General features: G+C 33.6%; 26 protein-coding genes. 7 read left to right on the forward strand and 19 right to left on the reverse strand.

Features of this window, described 5'->3' with window-relative positions; genetic code table 11:
* Window positions 1–9: 9 nt before the first annotated feature.
* Together P2W75_RS01565 and P2W75_RS01570 are read left to right on the forward strand one after the other, a co-directional pair.
* A complete protein-coding gene (locus P2W75_RS01565) occupies window positions 10–717 on the forward strand; it encodes an intradiol ring-cleavage dioxygenase (protein ID WP_276378649.1) in 708 nt (235 codons plus the stop codon).
* 103 nt (window positions 718–820) lie between these two features.
* Entirely contained in the window at window positions 821–1,537 is a 717-nt protein-coding gene (locus P2W75_RS01570; RefSeq protein ID WP_276378650.1) for a LytTR family DNA-binding domain-containing protein, read from the forward strand.
* A gap of 89 nt (window positions 1,538–1,626) precedes the next feature.
* On the opposite strand, the gene P2W75_RS01575 is transcribed toward P2W75_RS01570, so the two are convergent.
* A complete protein-coding gene (locus P2W75_RS01575; RefSeq protein WP_207297740.1) occupies window positions 1,627–2,142 on the reverse strand; it encodes a gamma carbonic anhydrase family protein in 516 nt (171 codons plus the stop codon).
* A gap of 9 nt (window positions 2,143–2,151) precedes the next feature.
* Window positions 2,152–3,144 (reverse strand): type IX secretion system membrane protein PorP/SprF, encoded by a 993-nt coding sequence (locus P2W75_RS01580; protein WP_276378651.1) that lies wholly within the window; start codon window positions 3,142–3,144, stop codon window positions 2,152–2,154.
* A 142-nt stretch (window positions 3,145–3,286) separates the two neighbouring features.
* Here P2W75_RS01580 and P2W75_RS01585 point away from each other — a divergent pair, with 142 nt between their 5' ends.
* The 3 genes from P2W75_RS01585 to P2W75_RS01595 all read left to right on the forward strand — a co-directional run bounded on the left by P2W75_RS01585 (window position 3,287) and on the right by P2W75_RS01595 (window position 5,568).
* A complete protein-coding gene (locus tag P2W75_RS01585; RefSeq protein ID WP_207297742.1) occupies window positions 3,287–4,186 on the forward strand; it encodes a NifU family protein in 900 nt (299 codons plus the stop codon).
* A gap of 152 nt (window positions 4,187–4,338) precedes the next feature.
* Window positions 4,339–4,662 carry a YtxH domain-containing protein gene (locus P2W75_RS01590; RefSeq protein ID WP_276378653.1) on the forward strand — a complete coding sequence of 108 codons (324 nt, stop codon included), beginning with the start codon at window positions 4,339–4,341 and terminating at the stop codon, window positions 4,660–4,662.
* 93 nt (window positions 4,663–4,755) lie between these two features.
* Window positions 4,756–5,568, forward strand: a complete 813-nt coding sequence (locus tag P2W75_RS01595) for a mechanosensitive ion channel family protein (RefSeq protein ID WP_276378654.1) — start codon at window positions 4,756–4,758, stop codon at window positions 5,566–5,568.
* A 2-nt stretch (window positions 5,569–5,570) separates the two neighbouring features.
* On the opposite strand, the gene tsaB is transcribed toward P2W75_RS01595, so the two are convergent.
* From tsaB to P2W75_RS01630, 7 genes are all read right to left on the reverse strand, one after another.
* Entirely contained in the window at window positions 5,571–6,245 is a 675-nt protein-coding gene (tsaB, locus tag P2W75_RS01600) for a tRNA (adenosine(37)-N6)-threonylcarbamoyltransferase complex dimerization subunit type 1 TsaB (RefSeq protein ID WP_207297745.1), read from the reverse strand.
* Window positions 6,246–6,518: 273 nt separating this feature from the next.
* Window positions 6,519–7,805, reverse strand: a complete 1,287-nt coding sequence (locus tag P2W75_RS01605) for an efflux RND transporter periplasmic adaptor subunit (protein WP_276378655.1) — start codon at window positions 7,803–7,805, stop codon at window positions 6,519–6,521.
* 6 nt (window positions 7,806–7,811) lie between these two features.
* The gene (locus P2W75_RS01610; protein ID WP_207297747.1) at window positions 7,812–9,197 is read right to left on the reverse strand and encodes a TolC family protein; all 1,386 of its coding nucleotides are present in this window, start codon (window positions 9,195–9,197) and stop codon (window positions 7,812–7,814) included.
* 74 nt (window positions 9,198–9,271) lie between these two features.
* Complete coding sequence (locus P2W75_RS01615; RefSeq protein ID WP_276378656.1) at window positions 9,272–10,393, reverse strand: efflux RND transporter periplasmic adaptor subunit; 1,122 nt, start codon at window positions 10,391–10,393, stop codon at window positions 9,272–9,274.
* A gap of 39 nt (window positions 10,394–10,432) precedes the next feature.
* Window positions 10,433–11,698: an ABC transporter permease gene (locus P2W75_RS01620; protein WP_207297749.1), complete on the reverse strand. Its 1,266-nt coding sequence runs from the start codon at window positions 11,696–11,698 to the stop codon at window positions 10,433–10,435.
* Window positions 11,699–11,701: 3 nt separating this feature from the next.
* Window positions 11,702–12,946 carry an ABC transporter permease gene (locus tag P2W75_RS01625; protein WP_276378657.1) on the reverse strand — a complete coding sequence of 415 codons (1,245 nt, stop codon included), beginning with the start codon at window positions 12,944–12,946 and terminating at the stop codon, window positions 11,702–11,704.
* Complete coding sequence (locus tag P2W75_RS01630; RefSeq protein WP_207297751.1) at window positions 12,939–13,640, reverse strand: ABC transporter ATP-binding protein; 702 nt, start codon at window positions 13,638–13,640, stop codon at window positions 12,939–12,941. Before P2W75_RS01630 ends, P2W75_RS01625 begins: the two co-directional genes overlap by 8 nt.
* A gap of 177 nt (window positions 13,641–13,817) precedes the next feature.
* Here P2W75_RS01630 and P2W75_RS01635 point away from each other — a divergent pair, with 177 nt between their 5' ends.
* Both P2W75_RS01635 and P2W75_RS01640 read left to right on the forward strand, forming a co-directional pair.
* The gene (locus tag P2W75_RS01635; protein ID WP_207297752.1) at window positions 13,818–15,224 is read left to right on the forward strand and encodes a DUF4403 family protein; all 1,407 of its coding nucleotides are present in this window, start codon (window positions 13,818–13,820) and stop codon (window positions 15,222–15,224) included.
* A 35-nt stretch (window positions 15,225–15,259) separates the two neighbouring features.
* Entirely contained in the window at window positions 15,260–15,658 is a 399-nt protein-coding gene (locus tag P2W75_RS01640) for a hypothetical protein (RefSeq protein ID WP_276378659.1), read from the forward strand.
* Here P2W75_RS01640 and P2W75_RS01645 read toward each other — a convergent pair whose 3' ends face one another.
* The 10 genes from P2W75_RS01645 to deoC form a co-directional block, all read right to left on the reverse strand.
* On the reverse strand, window positions 15,659–15,922 hold the full coding sequence (locus tag P2W75_RS01645; RefSeq protein ID WP_207297754.1) for a hypothetical protein: 264 nt from the start codon (window positions 15,920–15,922) through the stop codon (window positions 15,659–15,661).
* The gene (locus P2W75_RS01650) at window positions 15,912–16,496 is read right to left on the reverse strand and encodes a DUF420 domain-containing protein (protein ID WP_207297755.1); all 585 of its coding nucleotides are present in this window, start codon (window positions 16,494–16,496) and stop codon (window positions 15,912–15,914) included. The genes P2W75_RS01645 and P2W75_RS01650 overlap by 11 nt, the downstream gene beginning before the upstream one ends.
* Before the next feature lie 2 nt (window positions 16,497–16,498).
* Window positions 16,499–17,188, reverse strand: a complete 690-nt coding sequence (locus P2W75_RS01655; protein ID WP_207297756.1) for an SCO family protein — start codon at window positions 17,186–17,188, stop codon at window positions 16,499–16,501.
* 11 nt (window positions 17,189–17,199) lie between these two features.
* Window positions 17,200–17,841, reverse strand: coding sequence for a hypothetical protein (locus P2W75_RS01660; RefSeq protein ID WP_276378661.1), 642 nt, complete (start codon window positions 17,839–17,841; stop codon window positions 17,200–17,202).
* Between the two features lie 77 nt (window positions 17,842–17,918).
* Complete coding sequence (locus tag P2W75_RS01665) at window positions 17,919–18,269, reverse strand: cytochrome C oxidase subunit IV family protein (RefSeq protein WP_207297758.1); 351 nt, start codon at window positions 18,267–18,269, stop codon at window positions 17,919–17,921.
* 19 nt (window positions 18,270–18,288) lie between these two features.
* On the reverse strand, window positions 18,289–19,275 hold the full coding sequence (locus P2W75_RS01670) for a cytochrome c oxidase subunit 3 (protein ID WP_207297759.1): 987 nt from the start codon (window positions 19,273–19,275) through the stop codon (window positions 18,289–18,291).
* Between the two features lie 42 nt (window positions 19,276–19,317).
* The gene (locus P2W75_RS01675; RefSeq protein ID WP_276378662.1) at window positions 19,318–19,905 is read right to left on the reverse strand and encodes a cytochrome c oxidase subunit 3; all 588 of its coding nucleotides are present in this window, start codon (window positions 19,903–19,905) and stop codon (window positions 19,318–19,320) included.
* A gap of 2 nt (window positions 19,906–19,907) precedes the next feature.
* Window positions 19,908–20,810, reverse strand: coding sequence for a heme o synthase (cyoE, locus tag P2W75_RS01680; protein WP_207297761.1), 903 nt, complete (start codon window positions 20,808–20,810; stop codon window positions 19,908–19,910).
* A 157-nt stretch (window positions 20,811–20,967) separates the two neighbouring features.
* On the reverse strand, window positions 20,968–23,082 hold the full coding sequence (locus tag P2W75_RS01685) for an energy transducer TonB (RefSeq protein ID WP_276378663.1): 2,115 nt from the start codon (window positions 23,080–23,082) through the stop codon (window positions 20,968–20,970).
* 18 nt (window positions 23,083–23,100) lie between these two features.
* Window positions 23,101–23,844, reverse strand: coding sequence for a deoxyribose-phosphate aldolase (gene deoC, locus P2W75_RS01690; protein ID WP_276378664.1), 744 nt, complete (start codon window positions 23,842–23,844; stop codon window positions 23,101–23,103).
* Between the last annotated feature and the right edge of the window lie 77 nt (window positions 23,845–23,921).

The following is a 23,921-nucleotide window of genomic DNA, read 5'->3' on the forward strand; positions in this document are numbered from 1 at the left end:
CTTGTGATTATGGACAGAAAAAAATTCATTCGAAACGGTCTTTTAGGCATTACAGCATTAGCAGGAGCTACTAAACTTTTAGAATCATGTTCGAAAAGCGACAACGATGACTCAGAAACCAATTCGTCAGATGGCAGTTGTGTTGTTTCTCCTTCAGAAACCAAAGGTCCATTTCCAATAAAAACGCCAAGTCAGCTTGTGTTGGAAAATATCACATCAGACCGTGTTGGAATTGCGCTTTTGATTAATTTAAAAATTGAAAACAAAAACAATGACTGTGCACCTCTTGCAAATGTTTTAGTAGACATATGGCATTGCGATAAAGATGGAAATTATTCCGAATATGGAGGAACACAAATGCAGCAAACCGATTATACTTCTGTTCATTTTTTAAGAGGAAGACAAACTACAAATTCAAGCGGAGAAGTTTCGTTTATCTCCATTTATCCAGGCTGGTATCAAGGGCGTGCGCCGCATGTACATGTTGAAGTATTAACCAGCAGCGGCTCATCTTTATTAGTAACTCAAATTGCATTTCCTGAAACCATATCGAGTACCGTATATTCGAGTACCAATTATGCTGCTCATGGACAGGCCGATACTAAAAATGCAAACGATAATGTGTTCTCAGACAGTCTTTCTCAAGAATTAGCTACCCTTACAGGAAATCTGACAGATGGATATACTTTAAGCAAAACCATTACGGTAAATGCCTAACTTTAAACTCAAACCAGTATTTTATGATAATTTTAAAACTTAATATACTGGTTTAAAACTACTTTTGAGCGGTGAAAACAACTTTAAACTAAATCCCCAGCAAATGAAATGTGTAATTATAGATGATGAACCGTTAGCAGTTGAATTACTGGAAGATTTTGTCAAAAAAGTAGATTCACTCGAATTAGTCAATACTTTTAACAATGCTATCGACGCCGTTTCGTTTATCAATCAAAATAATATTGATTTGATATTTCTAGACATTCAAATGCCTCATTTTTCAGGAATAGATTTTTTAAATACTATTGAAAAAAAACCTTTAGTAATCTTTACGACTGCTTATTCTGATTATGCTGTTGAAGGTTTTAATCTTGGAGCAGTAGATTATTTGGTAAAACCAATTCCGTTTCATCGTTTTCTAAAATCAGTAGTAAGAGCGCAACAGATCAATGCTCCGGTGGCGGCAGTTCAGCCTGTTTCAGAAACCAGTTCAGTTACTGAAGTCGAACAAGATTTCATGTTTGTAAGAGCCGAGTACGAAAACGTAAAACTTAATTTCTCTGATATTTTGTTTATTGAAGGTCTAAAGGATTATGTGAAAATCTACACTACAGACAACAAATTCACTTTAACTTTAATCAGCTTAATAAAACTGGAAAATCTGCTGTCAAACAAAGGTTTTTCAAGAATTCACAGGTCGTATATTATCAATATAAAACATGTAAAATCAATCCAGAAAAATAAGGTTTTGATTAGCGACAAACGAATCCCAATAAGCGAAAGCTACAAAAACGCTTTTTTCGAGAAGATCAATCTTTAATATAGTAAATCCTAAAATAAAAATTCCAAACTCCAATCATTGTCAAAGATTGGAATTTGGAATTTCTTTTTTATTGGAATTTTTTAAATCTATTCTTCTTTAAACCAGCTCGAATACATAACGTAATTATTTGAAATACGCCCAATTTCGCCAGCAAAATCAGATTGGTCAATATCTTTTACTTTTTTGGCAGGAACGCCCGCAAAAATACTTCCAGAAGGAATTACTGTATTTTGAGTTACAACCGCTCCGGCTGCGATTATCGAATTGCTTTCTACCACACAATTATCCATTACAATAGCTCCCATTCCAATTAAAACATTATCATGAATTGTACAGCCATGAACAATTGCATTATGGCCAATTGAGACATTGTTTCCTATAATCGTAGGGTGTTTTTGGTAGGTACAATGAATAATAGCACCATCCTGAATATTTACTTTGTTTCCTATTTTAATAAAATGCACATCGCCTCTCACAACGGCATTAAACCAAACACTGCAGGATTCTCCAAAAGAAACATCTCCCACAATAGTTGCATTTTCAGCTACATAACAATCTTCTGGTATAGAAGGTGATTTTCCGTTTACAGATTTAATCAGCATAATAAAATTTTAATTAATCGCAGGACAATTACAATCGTAACGTTCCTTTCTACAAAATAAATCAATTCCCAGTGTGATCTGGTGATATCCGCCAGTATCAAATTTTACATTTCCTGTAACTTGAGTATAGGTGTAAGCAAACATAAATCTATTGAAATTCAATCCCACAATTGGCGTAAAATATTGTAGTTTTTGATCTGAAACTGTATTGTTTCCTGCAAGATATCTTGCACCATCAAAACTTCTTCTATACGATAATGCTGCCCAAAGACTTCCAAAATCCATGTTCTTATAGGCTTTTAAATTCAAGTCAATAGATTTTTCTTTTGTCTTATCAAATAACTGAAATAAAACAGACGGTTCCCAAGTTATACTATTTCGTTTACCAAATACGTAACCTACGCTCAAAAGGTATTTTCTTAAATTATCGCTTTCATAATCTGTATACAAATCTCTTCTAGTTTCCAGAACACCTTGAACCGTTGCATGAGCATAAAAATCAAGATAATTATACGATGCTCCAATATCTAAATTGAAATAAGAATCCTTCTGAATCGCACCAAAAACAATAGGATCAAAAGTACCGCCAAAATTAGTTTCGTCTAACTGGCTCTGAATTAATCCTCCGCTAATACCAAAAGACAACTGATTCAAATCCAGTTCATCTCTCGAAAACATAATATGATGGGCGTAGGTCAGTTTTACACCTTTTTGCGAATGATAACCGTTTTTGTCATTAAAAACAATAATTCCGGCACCAGAACGATCTGATACTCTTCCGTTAAAACTTAAAGTCTGCAATGTTGGTGCTTCTTCCTGACCAAACCATTGTTTTCTGGCAGTTAATCGTATTTTAGCGCAATTGGCAGCACCTGCCATTGACGGGTGAATCAAATAGTAATTATCCGATAAATAATCCGAATAAACTGGAATTCCTTCCTGTGAATAAGAATAAAAAGAACAAATTAAAAAAATGAATAAAACCCTAGTTTTAAATTTCATAAAGGCAATTTTGTATTTGTATAATTTTCACTCTTGCAATTTAATACGAATTATTTGAGAAGAGTCTTAATTATTTCATTAAAAAATCAAATATAGGTATTAGTAGAAAATAACTTTAGTAAATTTGCAAAAAATTACTACCATGACAAAAATCACTATAAAAGAGACTCAAAATCCAACTATCTTAAAGTTCGAATTTGAGGACTTTATTACTCAGAATCAAAGTTTTGAATTCAAAAATATCGACGAAGCACAGGCTTCTCCGCTGGCGCAGCAATTGTTTTATCTGCCATTTGTAAAAACAGTTTACATTTCAGGAAATTTTATCGCAATTGAACGATACAGTATTGTTGATTGGGATGATGTAAAAGATGCAGTTGCGGAACAAATTACTGCATTTGTAGACAAAGGAGGTGTTATTGTTAAAGTTGATGAAAACAAACCTAAAAAGCAGCCTATTACGGTTTATGGAGAAACTACTCCAAATCCAGCGGCTTTAAAATTTGTAGTGAGCAGAATGCTTACCAGAACAGCTGTTGAATACAAAAATATCGATCAGACAGCTTCTTCTCCACTGGCACAGGAATTATTTAAATTCCCGTATGTAAAAGAAATCTTTATCGATGAAAATTATATTTCGGTAACGAAATACGAAATCAACGACTGGCAGGAAATCACATTGGAATTAAGAACGTTTATTAAGCAGTTTATTGAAAACGGCGGAACTGTTCTTGATGAAAGTTTGATCCAGACTACAGCCAAAAATGACACTGCAAAAGATGAAGCTTTTGACAAGCTTGATGTAACTTCTCAGCAGATTATTAATATTCTAGAAGAATACGTAAAACCAGCCGTAGCTGCTGATGGTGGAAATATTGCTTTTGATTCTTATAATGAAGATGATAAAACAGTAAAAGTAATTCTTCAGGGAGCTTGCAGCGGATGTCCATCTTCTACATTTACTTTAAAAAGTGGTATCGAAAATATGCTGAAAAGCATGTTAAACGATGAAGCTATCAAAGTAGAAGCTTTAAATGCATAAAAAACATTTTGTATTATATTGAAAAAGCATCTCTAAACGAGGTGCTTTTTTTATTTCCTTATTTTATTAGTTATCAATTATTTATTCTAAAATTAAAATTGTTTTTGAGGAAAAACTGTTAATATTGTAATCTCAACTAATACACCAAAAACATGGGATTAACGTCATTTTTTAAGAATTTATTTGGTCCTGCCAAAGAAACAGCGGAAGATTTAGCGGATAAAACAGAAACTACTGCCGAAGAAACAATTACTAAAATTAAAGAAGTTGCAGAACCTATCTTGGAAACCGCAGCCGACTTTGCAAATGAAACAAAAGATGCGATTATCGACTATGCAGACAAAGCTTCTGACGTAATAGAAGACATCATTGATTCAATAATCGATGATGCAGATACTCACAAAACAGCTGCAGAAACCGTATTTGATGTAAGCGAGGAATCTGTAACAGAACTTAGTGAAGAATCTGACAAGTAAAGACGATTCGTATACTTCGAAAAACAAATTATTTTTATATTTGCAGCACTAATATACCTTCTCTTTTGAGAAGGTTTTTTTATTCGAAATAACATGGACATGAATCCGGATCAGCTGGGTAATTACGCTACAACATTTATCAATGTTTTAATTGATTATTCGCCTAAATTAATCTCTGCATTCCTAATATTATTTATTGGATTGTACGCTATTCGATTAATAAATCGAATTATTAGAAAAATAATGGTTAAGAGAAATCTTGACCCAACTTTAAGGAATTTCCTTGCCGATATTTTGCTTTGGGCATTACGAATTTTATTGTTTGTAACCTTCATTTCAAAACTCGGAATCGAAACTTCTTCATTCGTTGCCATTTTGGGAGCAATGGGTCTTGCTGTTGGATTATCATTACAAGGATCACTTTCTAACTTTGCAGGAGGAATGCTGATTATTGTTTTTAAACCTTTTAAAGTTGGCGACACTATCGAGGCTCAGGGAGTTGTTGCTACGGTTTTAGAAATTCAGATTTTTGTAACCAAAATGCTAACAGGAAACAATCAGACTGTTTTTGTACCAAATGGTGCTTTATCAAACGGAACTATTATTAATTACTCGATGCAGGGAGAAAGAAGAGCCGATTTGACTTTTTCAATTTCGTATGATTCCGATATTAAAAAAGCAAAAGATATTCTTTTAGAGGTTTTACATAAAAACCCAAAAGTACTTGAAAATCCCGCACCTGAAGTTTTTGTAAAAAACTTGTCGGCAAGTTCTGTAGATTTTGCAGTACGTCCGTGGGCTAAAAATGCAAATTATGGCGCTGTTTTCTCGGAAACACTTGAAAATTGTAAAGCCGCTTTAGACGAAGCAGGAATTTCGGTTCAGCCGTTTACACTTCAAAAATAAACTTATTGTTTTTTTGATGGCGTTGTCATCATAAAATCTTTTAAATAATAAGGCTCAAAATAAGCGACATCTACAGTGTCGCTTTTTTGATATTTATCATAACTGATTTTACTCATTTCATTTGCCGAAGGAAATTTGATATCTTCTAAAAACACGAAATTATCTTTGGTTAAAACTGATTTGCATTTCTCTGCACAATCTCCCACAAAATAGATTTTTTCAGTGTATTCAGAAAATGAATCTTCTGTAATAATTTCTGCTTCAATAGCTCTTTCCACTTCTAAATTGGCATTAAAAACTTCGCTGTAAACTTCCATTCTTCGAGCATCAAGCATTGGAATAATTTTGCCTTCAGAAACAGCTGCTTTTGAAGCTAATGTTTGTAAAGTATCAACGGCAATTAACGGAATATTTAAAGCATAACACAATCCTTTTGCTGCCGAAACACCAATTCGTAAACCCGTATAAGAACCTGGTCCCTGACTTACAGCAACAGCATTTAAATCCTGTACTGATATTCCTGATTCTGCAATTACTTCTTCAATAAAAACGTGAAGTTTTTCGGCATGCGAATATCCTTCTTCAGCGATTTCTTTACACAAAATAGTTTCTCCGTTTTTTGCAATGGATACTGAACAATTTTTGGTTGCTGTTTCGATGTTAAGAATGAAAGACAAAATATTTATTTTAATTATTATAAAAAATTATGAAAAAAGAAAGACACATAATAAAAGTAACAGTGGCAAGATACATAAGTTAATCATAAGGAAACTTATATAAAGAATCACCTTCTTCGTAACTGAGAAATAAACGTATTCCTCCTTATAAAACTGACTATTATAAGCTTTGTAATGACTGATAAAAAGAAGAGCGACAACTATAATTAAACCAAAACTAAATGCCACAAAAAAACCTGCTGGAGGACTTCCGCATAATGAAATCATACTAATTTATTTTTTAGAAGTCTCAGCTGTTTTAAGTTTTACTTTATCTCCTGAATTCAGGTCTTTAGAAACAGTGGTATAAGGCCCAGTAATTACCACATCGCCTGGTTTTAATCCTGACATTACTTCAATATTAGTATCGTCTTGAATTCCAGTTTTAATGATTCTGATTTTAGCTTTATCACCAACTTTTACAAAAACGCATTCGAATTTCTTATCGCTTTTCGGAGCTGCTTTTTTCTCATTTGGATCGTCAACTTTAAAATCTTTTACAGCAGTTGTGTCTGATTTCACGACAACCGAACTAATCGGCACTGCCAAAACATTTGATTTAGTTTGTGTAATGATATCAACTGTAGCCGTCATTCCAGGTCGGAATGGTGAATACGCTTCTGGTTTTCCTTCTAATAAATCTTGATACGATTCTTTCAGGATTCTCACTTTAACTTTAAAATTCGTTACCTGATCTGAGGTTAATGTTGTACTTGCCGAATTTGAAATACTGGTTACTACACCTCTAAATTTCTTTTTAAGGTAAGCATCAACTTCAACATTGGCTTCGTCTCCAATTTTAATTTTTACAATGTCGTTTTCGTTTACATCAACTTCAACTTCCATGTTATTAAGATTGGCTACTCGCAAAAGTTCTGTTCCCGCCATTTGCTGCGTTCCCAAAACACGTTCTCCTAATTCTACATTTAATACTGAAATTGTACCATCTGCAGGAGAATAAATTGTAGTTCGTCCTAAATTGTCTCTGGCTTCTGTAACAGATGCCGAAGCGCTTTCAACATTATAATAAGCGCTTTGTTTGGTTGCTTTTGCGACTTCATACGTAGAAATGGCTTTATCCCAGTCAGATCTTGAAATTACGCCTTTATCGTATAACGTTTTATTACGTTCATAATTTGCTTTTGCTTCTTTAAAACTGGCATCTGATTGTGTCAAACTAGCTTTGGTTCCGGCCAAATTAGCTACAGAACGTTCTAATCCGGAAGTATATAAATCAGGATTTATCTTTACTAATAAATCCCCTTTTTTTACAACTTGACCTTCTTTTACGTTTAGCGCGATAATTTCGCCGGAAACCATAGATGAAAGTTTTACTTCTATCTCAGGCTGAATTTTACCTGTTGCCGAAACAGTTTCGATAATAGTCGAAGCCGTTACTTTTGAGATTTCTACTTCTTTCCCTTTATCTTTATTTCCTAATGCTCCAGTTTTGGAAAGAATTAATAAAACAATAATAAGAAATACTGCGGCAGATAAGAAGTAAACTAATTTTTTTGACATAATAAATTATTTTGCAATAATTGGTACAATTGGAATTCCAAAATAGAATTCAAGTATTTTTATTTTGAACATGTAATCGTACTTTGTTCTAATAACGTCTGATTGTGCGTTTGTAAGCAATGTTTGCGCCTGTGTAAAATCAAATGAATTCATCAAGCCTACATCATACTTTTCTTTAGCATAATTGTAAGCCTGTTGTCTCGCTTCTAACGTAACAGTCGCTGATTCATATGTATTTAAAGATGCTTTTGCATCTGTAAATGCTGTGTAAACATTACGCTGCAAATCTAAACTTTTTTGCTCTAAATCTATTTTAGATTTCTCTAAAGTTACTTTATTTCTTTCAACGTTATTTTTTGCCGAGAAACCATTAAAGATAGGAACACTTAACTGAAATCCAAAATTATGCCCTTTGTTATCACTAAACTGATCAAAAACCGGATTTGGCCCTGCATAAATTGGATTTCCTCCAGCATCAGTTCCAATTAATCTGTCGCTATAACTCGCACTTGTACTAAATTGATAAAATCCTCTAAGTGTTGGCTGATACGCACCTTTTGCAATGGTAACGTTTTTTTCCGCTATTTCCAGATTGGTCTGTGCTAATTTTAATTCTGTTCTGGTTTCTTTTGCTTTATTGTAAATATCAACTGGACTTTGAGCCATGATATTATTTTCGTCTTTTGCATTTGTGTCGTCAACAACATCAAAATCTGCAAATTCTTTTAATTGAAGAAGCTGTGCCAAACTTAATTTAGAAATTAATAAGTTGTTTTCAGAAACTGCAATATTTTGTTTGTCAGTCGCAACAGTTGCTTTTAAATCAAATAAATCACCACGCGGAATTGTTCCTGCACTTACCATTTCTTCAGAACGTGCGTAACGTTTTTCATCAATAGCAAGTTGTTCTTTCTTCACTTTTAAATCTTCTTTATTAGATAAAATTTGAAGGAAAGCATTGGCCACGTTCAAAGAAATATCTTCCTGCATTTTTAACAATTGGTATTTTGATGCCACAATAGAAAGCTGTGATCTACGATATGCATTTTGATTTTGAAGACCTTTGTAAATATCAACATTTGCATTTACGGCTACAGAAGAATATTGTGTAGTTTGAGTAGTCGCAATGTTGGTAACAGGGTTAACGTTCAAACCGATATTCCATGAATGCGATGCATTTCCATTTACTGTTGGAAGAAAGCTTCCTAAAGCACCTCTTTTGTCAATAGTAGCCGTTTTTACATCTAACTCTGACAGTTTTATGGTGATGTTATTATCTAATGCATATCTCACACATTCTTCTAAAGTCCATTGTTTTGTTTGTGCCTGACTGGTTAATCCAAAACCGAATAACATGGCAAAAACAAGGGTATTATATTTATTTATTTTCATATATTTTTAATAAAGTGCGGTTTGTGAATTACGCAAATTTAACATTTTTTAAAAACCAAAAAACTCTTACAATTTTAATTTTCTTTTTTATCCTTCTCGTCAATTAAACCTTGATTCCAGATTTTAATTTTATCTGTGTTTTTAAGACCGCTTTTTACCTGAACGTAAATTCCGTCGCTTACCCCTAAAACTAAATCTCTTCTTTGGAATTTTTGAGGAGTTGTTTCTACTTCAACGTAAGGTTTTTGTGTTTTCTTATCAAATTGAACTAATGATTCTTTAATAGCCATAACTTTTTCGGCTTTTTCAAGAATGATAGAAGCGTTCGCACTTAAACCTGCTCTAATAAATGTTTCATCTCGATTTTGAAGTGAAGCTTTTATTTCAAACTGGATTGCGCCATTTTCTGTAACTCCTTTTGGTGCGATATCGGTTAAAACAGCATCGAATTTTTTATTTTCAATAGCTCCTACTGTGATTTCAATAGGCATTTTTTCTTTAATTTTCCCAACTTCAGACTCGTCTATTTTTCCAATAAAAATCATTCTTCCTACATCGGCAACGCTTGCAATTGTAGTTCCTTCATTAAAGTTGTTACTTTCAATAACCTGATTTCCAACTTTTACAGGAACAGCCAGAACCATTCCGTTAACTGTTGAACGGATTAAAGTATTTGCATAGCTTCCTAATGAAGAAGTTGTTCCTGTTTTTACGATATCCAAACTTTGCAGTGCCGCTTGGTAATTTTGTTTTGCTTGTTTGTAAGCTAATTGTGCCGCATCAAAATCATTAGCAGAAATTACATCTTTATCAAAAAGCGTTTTTTGTCTCTGATAGATTTTTTCCTGATTGTCTAAAGCAATTTTTGCAGTCTGTACTTGATTTTGTGTACTACTTACATTTGATACATTTGCTACTACTCTAATTTTAGCAATCATATCTCCGGCTTTGATTTTTTCTCCAGCTTTAATATAAACTTGCTCAATAATTCCTGAAATGTTTGGTTTGATTAAGACCTCTTCATCAGGCTGAATATTTCCAGTAGCGATCGTATTTTTTACGATTGTTTTAATTTCCGATTTTTCTGTTTTAAAAACAACTGGCGACTCTTGATTCTTTGCGTACAAATAGTAAAGTGCGCCAAAAAAAATGATGGCAATAAAAATTAAAATGGTTACGGTTATTCCTTTTTTCATTTGTTTTTGGTTTAATCGATTATTTTTTTGATTGATAACTTATTCTGATCGTAAAGCATCTACAGGCTTCACGCTTATTGCGGTTTGTGCTGGGATAAATCCTGCCAGCAAACCAGATCCAACTAATATTATTAAGGCAACAAATACCACTCGCAGATCGACACTTGGATTAGCAAACATCGTGTCACTTCCCGGCGGCATCGATTCTAAAGCCATATTTAAAAGTGCAATTACTCCTGTTGCGAAAGCAATTCCTAACATCCCCGAAACGATCGTTAAAAAGATAGATTCTGTTAAAATTTGTCCGCGGATTGCTGCTGGTGTCGCTCCTAAAGCTCTTCTGATTCCGATTTCTTTGGTTCGTTCTTTCACCACAATCAGCATAATATTTGAAATCCCGATTACTCCCGAAATCAAAACTAATGATCCTACGAAGTAAGCAATTACATTTAAAATATTAAACAAACTTTGTACTTTGTTGAATTGTTCATACAAATCAAAATTTCCAACGGCTCTGTCATCACTTGGATGTATAGAGTGCAATGACTTTATAATTTCGAGGATTTTTGGTTTTAAATCAGTAATAGAAGTTTCATCTTTTGCTGTAATCGCCATCCATCCTACTTTATCTCCATAATTAAAAGCCTGCTGAAATGTAGTAAACGGAATAAAGATATTTTTTTGCTCCTGTTCTGCATTTCCTCCCTGTTGTTTGGATTTATAAACACCGACCACCATAAAATTGATGCCGTTTATTTTGATGTAAGTTCCTATTACTTCTTCCTCTTTTCCGTATAATTCACTGATAACTCCTTTACCAATCACCGCTACTTTTCGTTTTTCCTGAATATCCTGCTGGTTCATAAACCTTCCTTTTTCGATATCCATCGGCTGCTGTTTGATTAGCTCTGGATAATCGCCATAAATGGTAAATGAAGAAGTTTTAGTACCACGAACAACGTTATTAGTTCCATTAAAATCCCCCAATTGATTTCTTGGTGAAACGTATAATAAATCTGGAAGTGCGGCTTTTAACGCTGCCACATCGCTGTTTCTAAAATCATAACGTCGTGTTTTTGGCAAACCTTTATAGGCTTTAGAAGTTGTCTGGCTCCACATAAACATGGTATTTGTGGCAATTCCGTCAAATCCTTTTTTTACACCATTTTCCAATCCTTTTCCAGCTGCCAGCAATATTACCAAAATAAATATGCCCCAGAACACTCCAAATGCAGTCAGAATGGTTCTGAATACATTGGCCGTCAATGCCTGTAAAATCTCGTCCCAATTATCTTTACTAAACATAATTTATTCGTCTCTAAGTGCTACAATAGGTTTAATTTTGGCTGCTCTGTAGGCAGGGAAAAATCCGGCTGCGGCTCCAGCAAACACTAACAAAAAGAGTGTTGTTAAAGCCACACTGAAATCAACTTCTGGATTTCTAAAATATTCACTCTGAACCATCGGTCCCACAAATTCCAAAAGCATTAAACTAGCTAAAAGACCTGTAAATCCAGCAATTGTCGTGATAAAAATAGATTCGTGAAGTATCATTGAAATAATCGAAAACGGAGAAGCTCCCAATGCTTTTCTAATTCCGATTTCTTTTGTTCTTTCTTTTACAATAATCAACATAATGTTACTCACTCCAACCACTCCGGCAATGATGGTACAAATGCCCACCCACCAGAAAAACAATCGGATATATAAGTTCAAATCATAAAACTGCTTAGCGTCCTTAACCGAATTATAAACTCCTATGCCACTGTCATCGTCAGGCGCCACAACATTTTTACTTTTTAATAAGTCTTTTAAATCTTGTGTAAATTTTTCCGACTGAGCCAGCGCTTCATCGTAATTATCGGTCTTTTTTAGTGTGAAAAACAAATTGCTGATTTTGTCTCCGCCTCCAAAAGTTTTCTGTACAGTTGTTAAAGGTAAATAAGCACGTGTTTCTTCTCTTTCTCCACCTGGATCAGTAAAAACTCCAATTACTTTGAAACTAATATTGTTAATTAAGATTTCTTCTCCTATCGCTTCTTTATCTTTCAGTAAGTCGGTTTTTAATTTCATTCCGATAACAGCCACTTTAGCATTGCTTTCCAAATCTTTGGCATTCACGAAACGTCCCTGAACTATAGTTAAGTTTTCTATTCCTCCATAATCAGGATCAACTCCTCTATATTGGTAACTTCCTGATTCTTTTCCATACGAAAAAGGTTGTCCCCAATAGTTTTGAGTAGAAGCTCTTAAATCTAATTTGTCTTCAAATTTTTGAACCGACTGTGAATAATCACTGTTTCGAAACTGGATTTGTCTTCCCGGATTCAATCCTTTGTACTGTTTGGTGGTGGTACCTGACCACACTTCGATGATTCCGGCTGCGTCACGTTCAAATTGTTTTTCAATTCCGTTCTGAAGTCCTTTTCCAGCTCCTAACAAAATCACAAGAATAAAAATTCCGGATGCCACAGAAACTCCTGTTAGAAAAGTTCTAAGCCGATTCTTTGAAATTGCTTCAAAGATTTCCTGCCAGCGTTCTATATTAAACATAAGATGAAGCTCTAACTTGTTCAACCATTTTATCGTCAATAATTAATCCGTCTTTCAGGACTACATTTCTCTTGCACATTGCAGCAATATCAGGTTCGTGTGTTACAATTAAAATGGTTTTGCCTTCATCGTTAATTCCCTGAATAAGTTCCATAACCTCATATGAAGTTTTAGTATCTAAAGCTCCTGTTGGTTCATCGGCCAATAAAACTTTTGGATTAGAAGCCAGAGCTCTTGCAATGGCCACACGTTGTTTTTGTCCTCCCGAAAGTTCATTTGGTAAATGATGCGAATGCGAACCTAAACCTACTTTCTCCAGATATTTTTTGGCAATTTCATATCGCTCTTTTCGTTTCACACCTTGATAGTACAAAGGCATTGCCACATTGTCGAGCGCGCTTTTATAATTGATAAGATTGAACGACTGAAAAACGAAACCTAAAAATTTATTTCGGTATTTTGAAGCCAGCGTTTCGTTTAATTTTTTAATTGGAGTTTTGTCTAAAATATAACTGCCAGAATCGGCTTCATCCAGAATTCCTAAAATATTAAGAAGAGTTGATTTTCCAGATCCAGATGATCCCATGATCGCTACTAATTCTCCTTCAGCTATATTAAAATTTATTCCTTTTAACACATGCAGCTGTGAACTTCCCATTTTATAGGATTTGTGTAAATCTTTGATTTCGATCATGGTATTATTAAATTATTTGGACAATAATAATGCTTTTTATAAGTAATTTATGATAATAAAACGTTAATAGTTTTGCTTTACTATTTAAATAAGACGGAGTTTGTTATCAAATGTTACACTTTTTCAGAATAAATTAATAGTTTTCTTAATTTTGCTTCACTTAAAAAATCATCAATTATGAAGTTCTCTTCAACAATCTCTTTGTTTGCGGTAATCGCAACATTTTTAAGCTGTTCTTCTACTCAAAAAATAGACACACTTAAACCTGAACCAGATGATGCAAGTCCGTTGGTTTATGATGCAAATCCTTCTTTTATAAATCTTCCAATAACTGTAAAACTGAGCGATATTGAATCGCAGACAAATACTTTGCTAAATGGATTGATTTATGAAGACAACAATATCGAAGATGATGATATTGAGATGAAAATCTGGAAACAGGCTCCCATAAAGATTCAGAACGATCCGGCAAATCCTGATAAGAGAATTAAGACCATTCTTCCTTTAAAGGCTACTATTAAATATAGAATTGGTACTAAAAAATTAGGAGTTGAACTTTACGATACGAGAGAATTCAACCTTAATGGTGTGATTACTTTATCGAGTGAAACGGCACTGACAAATTGGAAATTAAGCACAAAAACGGAATTCAAATCTTTAGACTGGAACGAAAGTCCAACGATGACCATTTTTGGAAAAAATATGCCGATTACGTATTTGATTAATCCTGCGATTTCAATTTTCAAATCTAAACTAGAGCACAAAATTGACGAAGCAATTGAAAAATCAATGGATTTTAAGCCGAATGTTTTAAGTGCTTTGGAAAAAATCTGCACTCCTTTTCAAATGAGCGACACGTATGAAAGCTGGTTAAGAATTGTTCCAGTTGAAATTTATTCGACAAATGCCAAATTGAAAAATGATTCTTTTTTAATGGAAATGGGTATGAAGTGCAACATGGAAACCATAGTTGGAAAACAGCCTGAATCGAAATTTAATGCCAGTAAAATTACTTTAAAACCAGTGACCAAAATTCCGAATCAGATTTCTGCCAATATTGCAGCGATATCAAGTTATGTGGATGCTTCTAAAATTATGACGAAGAATTTTGCCGGCCAAGAATTTGGATCAGGAAGTAAAAAAGTAACCGTAAAGAATGTTTCAATCTGGCATAAAGACGGCAAAATGGTTATCGCGCTTGATGTGTTAGGCTCAATAAACGGAACGCTTTATTTAAATGGATTTCCGCAATACAATCCACAAACAAAAGAAATTTATTTTGACAAACTGGATTACGTATTAGATACCAAAAGTAAGTTGATGCGTACCGCAAACTGGCTGGCGCAAGGATATGTTTTAAGAAAGATGGAAGAAAGCTGCCGTTATTCTATACAGCCTAATCTGGAAGAAGGCAAAAAAAGCATGGCCACGTATTTAAAAAATTATTCACCAATGCCAGGTGTTTTTGTAAACGGGAAAATGGAGGATATTCAGTTCGACAAAATACAATTAACCAATCAGGCTATTATTGCATTTATAAAAATCAACGGGACTGTAAATGTTTCTGTAAATGGGTTAAAATAAGTATTTAAATGATTCGTTTAAAATAAAAAACAAAAATGGAAAATGTATTTATTTTAGAACATACTTATGAACTTGACGATATAGAAGAAACTAAATTTATTGGAGTTTATACCTCAGAAATTCTTGCAAAAGAAGCCATTGAAAGATTAAAATCGAAGCCTGGTTTTTGCAGTAGACCAGAAAATTTTGTCATTTCTAAACAGCAATTAAATCAAGATTCTTGGACAGAAGGTTTTTCTACAATGACTACAATCATGATATCCAATAAGAACAAACAATGGCAACCAGTCCAAGCCGAAATATTAGATAATGAAAATTATAAAATATTTGAATTGTACGACAACGATTCTTTGGATGAATTCAAGCATTTAGACATTGTAAAGTGTGAAGAAAGAGATGGAATACTATATGCAGTACAAAAAAAGGCAGAATAATTATTCTGCCTTTTTTGTTTTAGAACGGTACATCTTATAAATAAGAAAACCTATTATGGCTACTAGTAAATACGGAATCACCATTAGAAAAACAATTCCGTCGTTTACAGCTTCAGCTTTTTTTACGTTTGAATCTCCTGCAAGTGCAGCACGGCACATAGCACATTGTGCATTGGAAGAAATCCCTATTAGGAAAAGACAAATCCCAAAAAATATATTTTGAAATTTCGAATTTGAGTCTTTGATTTTATTTTTAGTAAACATAATAAGGCGAAATCATTAAATAAACTATAACTCCTGTAACCGCTACATACAACCAAAGCGGAAAAGTTATTTTAGCAATTTTTCTATGTTTGTCAAAACGTTGAGCGAGCGCTCTAACATATGTAACCAATACAAATGGTATAATAACAATTGATAAGATAATATGCGTAATTAAAATGAAAGCATAAACATATCTAATAGCTCCTACTTTTGCTTTTTCAACTGCATCTAAAATTCCGTCATGATTAACATCACCAAATTTAGTTGAGTCAGCTGTCATATGATAAGCAACATACATACCCAAAAATGCTAATGACAAAGCTATTGCAAAAGTCATTAAACGTTCGTGCAATTTTAATTTTCCATTTTTAACAGCTATTACTGCTGCGATCAAAACGATCGCAGTAATACCATTTGTAGCAGAATAAATTGGAGGTAAAAATGAAAGCGGCTCTACGTGTATTCCAAAGTCTTTTAATTTTACCGCAAACAAAATCCCCACAAGTAACGGTACTATAATCGAAACGGCTATAATATATTTATTGTATTTTTTTTCTAATGATTGATCTTCCATTTTTATTCTTCTAATAGTATTTTAATATCTTCCTGAATCTCTCTAACGCCTTTTTTATCTAAACCGTCGTAATAAATATTTGGGTTTCCAAATTCATCTTTTCGACAGCGTATATTTCCGTCTTTATCAATTAAAGCAAATAATCCCGAATGTTCAAAACCTCCGCTTACTTTTGAATTTTCTCCAGCATACAAGTTAAATCCTTTGTTTGACAAATCCATAATAGTTTGTCGGTCTCCAGTTAAGAAATTCCAGTTTGATGATTTTACACCTAACAATTTAGCGTGATCTTTTAAAACCTGTGGAGTATCATGAACTGGATCGATTGTGATAGAAACAATTCCGAAATTAGGATTTCCGAAGAATGTTTTTTCAATTTCCAGCATACTCAAATTCATCTTTGGACAGATTGAGGGACAGGTTGTAAAGAAAAATTCCAAAACATATACTTTTCCTTTATACGTTTCATTTGAAATTTTAACGTTGTCTTGATTGGTTAATTCAAATTTTGGAGCTTTCCCAATCGTAATTAATTTAGTGTCCGATTTTGAGTTTTTAGAACCTACGTTATCTAAACGATTTCCTTTTACTACATCATCATTTTTGATTCTATCAACAATTTTTGGCACTGCATAAATTCCGAAAATCAAAATAATAAACGAAATCCCTATGTAAGATTTATTTTTAAACATGTGAAGTAATTTTAAAGTTGTTTTGTAGCGTTGTGGTTCTTCTTTAAAGCGGCGCGGTATTCATATAAAACGATTTTGAAATCATCCAGCATTTCATTGCTCAATTCAGATGGATGGAAAGTATCATATCCTTCCTTATAATCTTTATCTTCGTTTCTGCCTCTCAGATTTCGTTCTTTGTCAACAATAAAAACATTTGAAGTTCCTAATTTATCGTTCAGTTTACCTTTTAAATGCATTTGATTGTAAAATGCCTGAATTTGATCTGGTGATGCAAAAATAAAATTCCATCCAGAAACATCTGTAAAAGGTTTCAAGGCGTCTACTAATTTCTGTGCGTCAGCTTCTGTTCCTAACGGACAAACAACAACAAACTGAAGATCTTCAAATCCGTGGTAACGTTTGTATATTTTTTCATTAAGATTAAAGTAATTTCCTCTGTTGGCCAAAATATCTGAACCGGAAAAACCTAAAACTGTTATTTTATTATTGAGAGAATTTTTTTTACCATCTAAGGATTTCCAATCGCCAAAGTCGGCAATTTTAGGAGTAATTACGGGAAGTTTTGTAAAACTGTTTACACCCGAGGCAAAAAATAAATAGGCAACAATTGGCAAAACAAAAAGTGCAAAAAGAACTATATTTTTTTTCATTGTTTTAACGGAAGTTTGGAGGTACAAAAATAAAAAAAGCTCCGTTAACCGGAGCTTTTTTTCGAATTAATATCATGTTAAAAATTCCATTTAATAGTAGAATCTTTAAAAACCCCATAAATATAGTGTCCTTCTGTTAACAGGATGAACAATAAATATAATACTAGGAAAATAACTGGTGATACAACAGACCATCTAAGGCTGCTTTTTTCACCTTCCATGTGCATAAATGCCCATACAATATAATAAGCTTTGAATATTGTTAAAATATAAAATATCCAGTTTAATAAGTTTAAACCAACAAAATGATTAAACTCTAACACTCCCGGTTTATAGATACCTAAAATAACTTCTACTGTAGTTACTACCGATAGTAATCCAAAAACAAACCAGATTCTTTTTGTATTTGATGCGTGCTCGTGTGACATAATAATTAAATTCTAAAAATTAAACTAGGTAGAAAACTGTAAATACAAATACCCAAACTAAATCTACGAAGTGCCAGTATAAACCAACTTTCTCTACCATTTCGTAGCTTCTTCTTTTCTCGTAAGTTCCTAATAATACATTAAAGAAAATAATGATGTTAATGATAACTCCAGAGAATACGTGGAATCCGTGGAATCCTGTAATGAAGAAGAAGAAATCAGCGAATAATTTACTACCATATTCATTTCTGATTAGGTTCGCACCTTCTACTACATATTTTGCGTCTGCTAAACGAGCTTCAGATTCTTGTCTTGAAAGAACTGTTTTTTTCTTTTCAGCAGTAAGTTTTTCTGTTCTGATTAATAATTCAGGGTGTGCTTTAAAACCAGCTTGTACTTCTGCTACAGAATAAGTTGGTAATGATTGTGCATCTTCCATGAACCATGTTGTTTTGCTTCTTGTTAAAGCTTCTCTTTGTTCTGGCAATTTTACTGCAAATTCTTCAAGAGCTACTCTTTTACCATCTTTATCAACAAACTGCAATAAACTTCCTCCTGCTGTTTCTACTGCACCATATTCTCCTTTAATGAAGTTTTTCCATTCCCAAGCTTGAGAACCAACGAAAATTAAACCTCCAATAATAGTTAAGAACATGTAAACAGCCACTTTTGTTTTCTTTAATTGGTGACCTGCATCAACAGCTAAAACCATTGTTACAGATGAGAAAATCAAGATAAAAGTCATTAAGGCTACATAATACATTGGAGCCGCAACACCATGCATAAAAGGAAAGTGAGTAAACACTTCATCAGCCAATGGCCAAGTTTCAATAAATTTAAATCTAGAAAAACCATAAGCTCCTAAGAATCCAGAGAATGTTAAGGCATCTGATACGATAAAAAACCACATCATCATTTTACCATAACTTGATCCTAACGGCTGGATTTCATGACCGCCTCCCCAAGTTTTTTCGTCGTTGTTTGCAGTAGTAACTGTCGCTTCCATAAAAGATATTCGTTAAAAAGTTCCCAAATTTACGTTTTTTTCTTATTTAAAGAAATATAAAAACAAAAATAATAACACCCACAAAAGGTCTAAAAAGTGCCAATACATTGCACCTAGTTCTATTCCAAGAGTTTGAGTCGAATTGTATTTTTGTTTAAAATGATTATAAATTATAAATAAAAGTGAAATTAAGCCCCCCACAAGGTGCAGTAAGTGCATAACTGCGATTACATACAGAAAAGTTGTAGTAATTGAACTACCTTGTCCTGTCATGTAATAACCGCTTTCGATGATTTGACCAAATCCTCTGAATTGTAAAAACACAAACAGAACACCTAACACTAATGTTGCTAAAAGAAAAGATGTTGTAGCGCTTCTGTTTCCGTTTGAAATTGCTTTTTTAGCAAGATAAAAAGTAACACTGCAACCAATAATTACCGCCGTACTAAAGAAAAAAGCACTTGGTATTTGAAAATCCTTCAACCAGTCAGCTCTTGATTTACTTACTACAAATGCGCTGGTAAGTCCAGCAAACATCATGGTCATACTTACCATTGCGAATAACAGAATCAGCTTGGCCGACTTTGATTTTCTTACTTGCTCTTCGCTTGTTGTTATTGTCATTTCCATAACTATCTTAAAAATTTATCTACTATAAATACAATCTGCAGTAAAGAAATATACGAAACACTAACTAACATTAATGTTCTAGCTGCTTTTGCAGTTCGCAATTGATACAAACGAACGGCGTAAAACAACATCCATAATCCTAACAAAAATACCAAAACTGCAGCGATTGGCGATATAAACAATTGTCCTGTATACCCTAAAACCGGAAGCAATGATGCTATAATCAGCCAGATGGTGTACAAAATTACCTGTAATGCGGTTCCGTTATCTTTTTTACCTGTTGGCAGCATAAAGATTCCTGCTTTCTCATAATCTTCATATAAAAACCAGCCAATTGACCAGAAATGAGGAAACTGCCAGAAAAACTGAATTAAAAATAAGGTTCCAGCTTCGATACCAAATTCTCCTGTAGCCGCAACCCATCCTAACATAAATGGGATTGCACCTGGAAAAGCTCCCACAAAAACAGATAAGGAAGTAACTGTTTTTAGCGGTGTATAGATACTGGTGTAAAGAAAAATCGAAATTGCAGCAAACATTGCTGACTTTGCATTGATTGTATACAGCAATACTATACCTATTACAGTAAGAAGACTGGCAACAATAAGTGCTGTTATTTTAGACATACGTCCAGAAGCAACAGGACGATTTTTAGTGCGATCCATTAAAGAATCGATATCTTTTTCAATTACCTGATTAAAGGCATTTGAAGCACCAACCATACAGTAACCGCCAATTGCTAAAACAATCAGAACATTCCATTTAAATGGATTTTCGTCATTAACACCTAATAAATATCCAGCTATTGAAGAGAACAAAACACTAATAGCTAAACCAGCCTTAGTAATCTCTTTGAAATCCAGAAATATTGATTTTATTGAAAATGTATTTTTAGCAGCGTTCAATACCGTAGTCTTTGTGATTTTTTTTGAGTGCTGCAAATGTACAAATTAGATTGTAGAATTTAAGCCTATAAAATTAGATTTTTTTCAATAAACCCTTTATAGAATAAGAACTTGCCAATCTTTAACACTATTATTTTGAAAAATCTTATTAAAAATCCTAGTAATCAAAATACCAATTGAAGATATCAGAACGCAATCCGATAGTAAACCATGTTGTACTTTGTTTAAAAGTAGTGGCTGTTTCCTGAGTTGGATCAAAATTTCTATAGATAAAGCTTCCAAAAAGCTTCAAATTTGTAATTGGATTTATCAAATATCCTCCTTGAATATCCGCAATAAAAACACTTGTTTTATTTCCCTGCCCTACTTTTACGCCTTTATCATACGGACGATTATCGTCGTAGCTTTTATAAATATTCCCGCCATAATTATAACTGTCTTCTGCAGTATCAAAATCAAGACCGCGTGTTCCTGCAGTAAATTTAGCATCGGCAAAAAGACGCCCTTTATGGTAACGGCCAATAAGAATTAATTCATTAAAGTTTCCTCCCCACTGATGCCCAATACTTTGGTTATTGTGCCCATAATTAGTAATTACAGCGCTGTGAGAATACACATAAGGACGAACTCGATTGTACTCTAACTGCAAAAGAAGATCCTTAACTTCAAATGCATTATAGTATTTCGCTCCTAACTGATATCCAAATTTATTTCTCCAGCTTTTCTCTCCTGCGCCCATGTCGCTTACTGAAAATTCATCCAATAAAAACTGTCCATAGATATTAATACTGTTATTCCATTTGTATTTTGCTGTAGCTCCCAAAAGTGCGTTTCCACTTCTTGAAGATGATGAAAACTCTACAGAACGGTAAAATATAATCGGGTTTACAAAGTTGATATCAAATCCTCTATTATTGCTATCCGTCCAAACTACAGATTCAAAAAATCCTAAATTCAATCGGTTCGATACGTTCCAACTTAAATAGTGATTCGCCATAAATTTAGTAGCGTACGTTCTGTCAACTGTTACATCAGGACGGACATCTTTCAGCCACATATAAGTATTGGTATACTTTATTTTCCAAAAATTCGTATTGATTTTAAAGTAAGGATATGGACTTGCCCCGTCGCTTTCTAATAACGAACGATATCCATCACCAATAAAATTTCTGCCGTATCCTAACTGAAAATCAAATATTTTACTTGGAGCAAATGTGATATTAGCTTCTGCTAAAGGGAAATCGTACGCATCAGTATTAAATCGTTTTGCAATTCCCATTCCTGGAATAATCGCTGGATTCCCTCCTGAAGGCTTTAAGGTTTCTGCATATGTATTATAATATCCCGCAAATCGTCCCTGACTTTCAAAAACAGTCGTTGTAAAGTTGATTTGTTTTCCTAATCCTCCTCTAAAATTAAGGGCACGTGTATTTACATAGGAATAAGATGCATCAAGATCAGAAGCTTTTCCTAACTGAAGATCGACAATTGGGTTTAATGCCAGCCAATAATCTTCACCTTGAATCTGCACCATATTTTCATTCCACCATTTTCTTCCCAACCAGCTCGAAACATTTTTCTGCAACGATTGGTTTACGGCTTTTAAATTGTAATATTTTGAAACCTCAGCATATGTATAAGGCTTAGAAGCCGTATGGTTATTACTTCCAATCTGGTTCATAGCTCCATCAAACTGTGCGTAGTAACTGTGTGAAAATGGAATATTTAAATGACTATCAAATTCCGGCATATTGTATTTTTTATACACAATACTGTCTAATTCTGTCATTGGTTTTTCTATCGGTTTTAAAATTTCGGCTGCAGCCAAAGCTTCTGCTTCAATTTGATCGGCAGTTTTTAAAGGTATATCAATTGTAATAGTATATTTTGAATACGTTGGCCTTCCGTTATAAGTCGATGGTTTTATTTTTGGGAATTTGCCAAAAGTACGTTTTGCTTCTTCTACCAATTCATCATTTACTGCATTTACATAAATCACTTTGAATTCACCATTGGCATCAACTTCAAAAAGCACTCTTACCTCTCCTTTGTAATTGTTTTGTTTAACATTTGCTGGAACTTCAAAATTATTATACACAAAATCCTGAACTTCTCTGTAGAAACATTTTTCCAATTCTTTTGCCTGAAGATTTTCGCATTTTGGAAAAACCGGAAATTGTTCTGAAATAAAACCAGGTTTTACACTTGTTTCCTGGCTAAAAACAAGTAATGGTAAAAAAATGATAACAAATGATAAAAAAAACTTATTCACGTAATTTTGGGCTTTTATTTAATATTGATTTGAGGTATTCTTTCCGTCTGCAATGGTTTTTGCTGCAGATGTTCCAATTCTTTTGACGCCTAAACGAATCATTTCTATGGCGTCTTCATATGAACGAACTCCTCCGGCTGCTTTTACAGGCAGCGGCGAAGCATTTTCTAACATCATAATTATAGATGGAATGGTGGCTCCGTTTGGCAGATTGTTTTCTGTTTTGTAGAAACCGGTAGAAGATTTCACAAAAACAGAAGCATAATCATCTTCTTTAAAATGAGAAATAATCACATTTTTAATCAAAGCCGACAGTTGAATAATTTCTTTATCGGTCAAAGCGGCAACTTCGATTATCCATTTAACGGTTTTATTTTTTGCCAGTCCAATCTGGGTTCCTATTAAAACTTCTTCTTTTACCAACGAAATATCTCCGTTTTTAAAAGCTTCATAATTACATACGAAATCAAGATCGTCTGCTCCGTTTTCAATAGCTTCGTTGGCTTCTTTTATTTTAGTTTCCAAACTTGAAGTCCCCTGCGGAAAATCGATAACGGTACCAACCAGCACAGTTGAATCTGCTTTCAAAATCATTTCTTTGGCTAAAGCCACATATTCTGGGCGAATCATGATAAGTTTAAATTGTTCTTTGATCGCTTCAGCAATTGCATTTTTAACCACAACGGTATTTTCTTCTTCAGAAATTCCAGCCTGAGAAGCCGTTTTTAAATAAGTGGAATCTAAGTATTGCTTGATATTCATGATTTTGAAATTGAATCGAATGGGGCAAAAATACGTTTAAATTCAGAAAAAAACCTATTGTATTTCCTGATTTTTAG

This window comes from Flavobacterium sp. H4147 (genome assembly GCF_029360735.1).
Classification (GTDB): domain Bacteria; phylum Bacteroidota; class Bacteroidia; order Flavobacteriales; family Flavobacteriaceae; genus Flavobacterium; species Flavobacterium endoglycinae.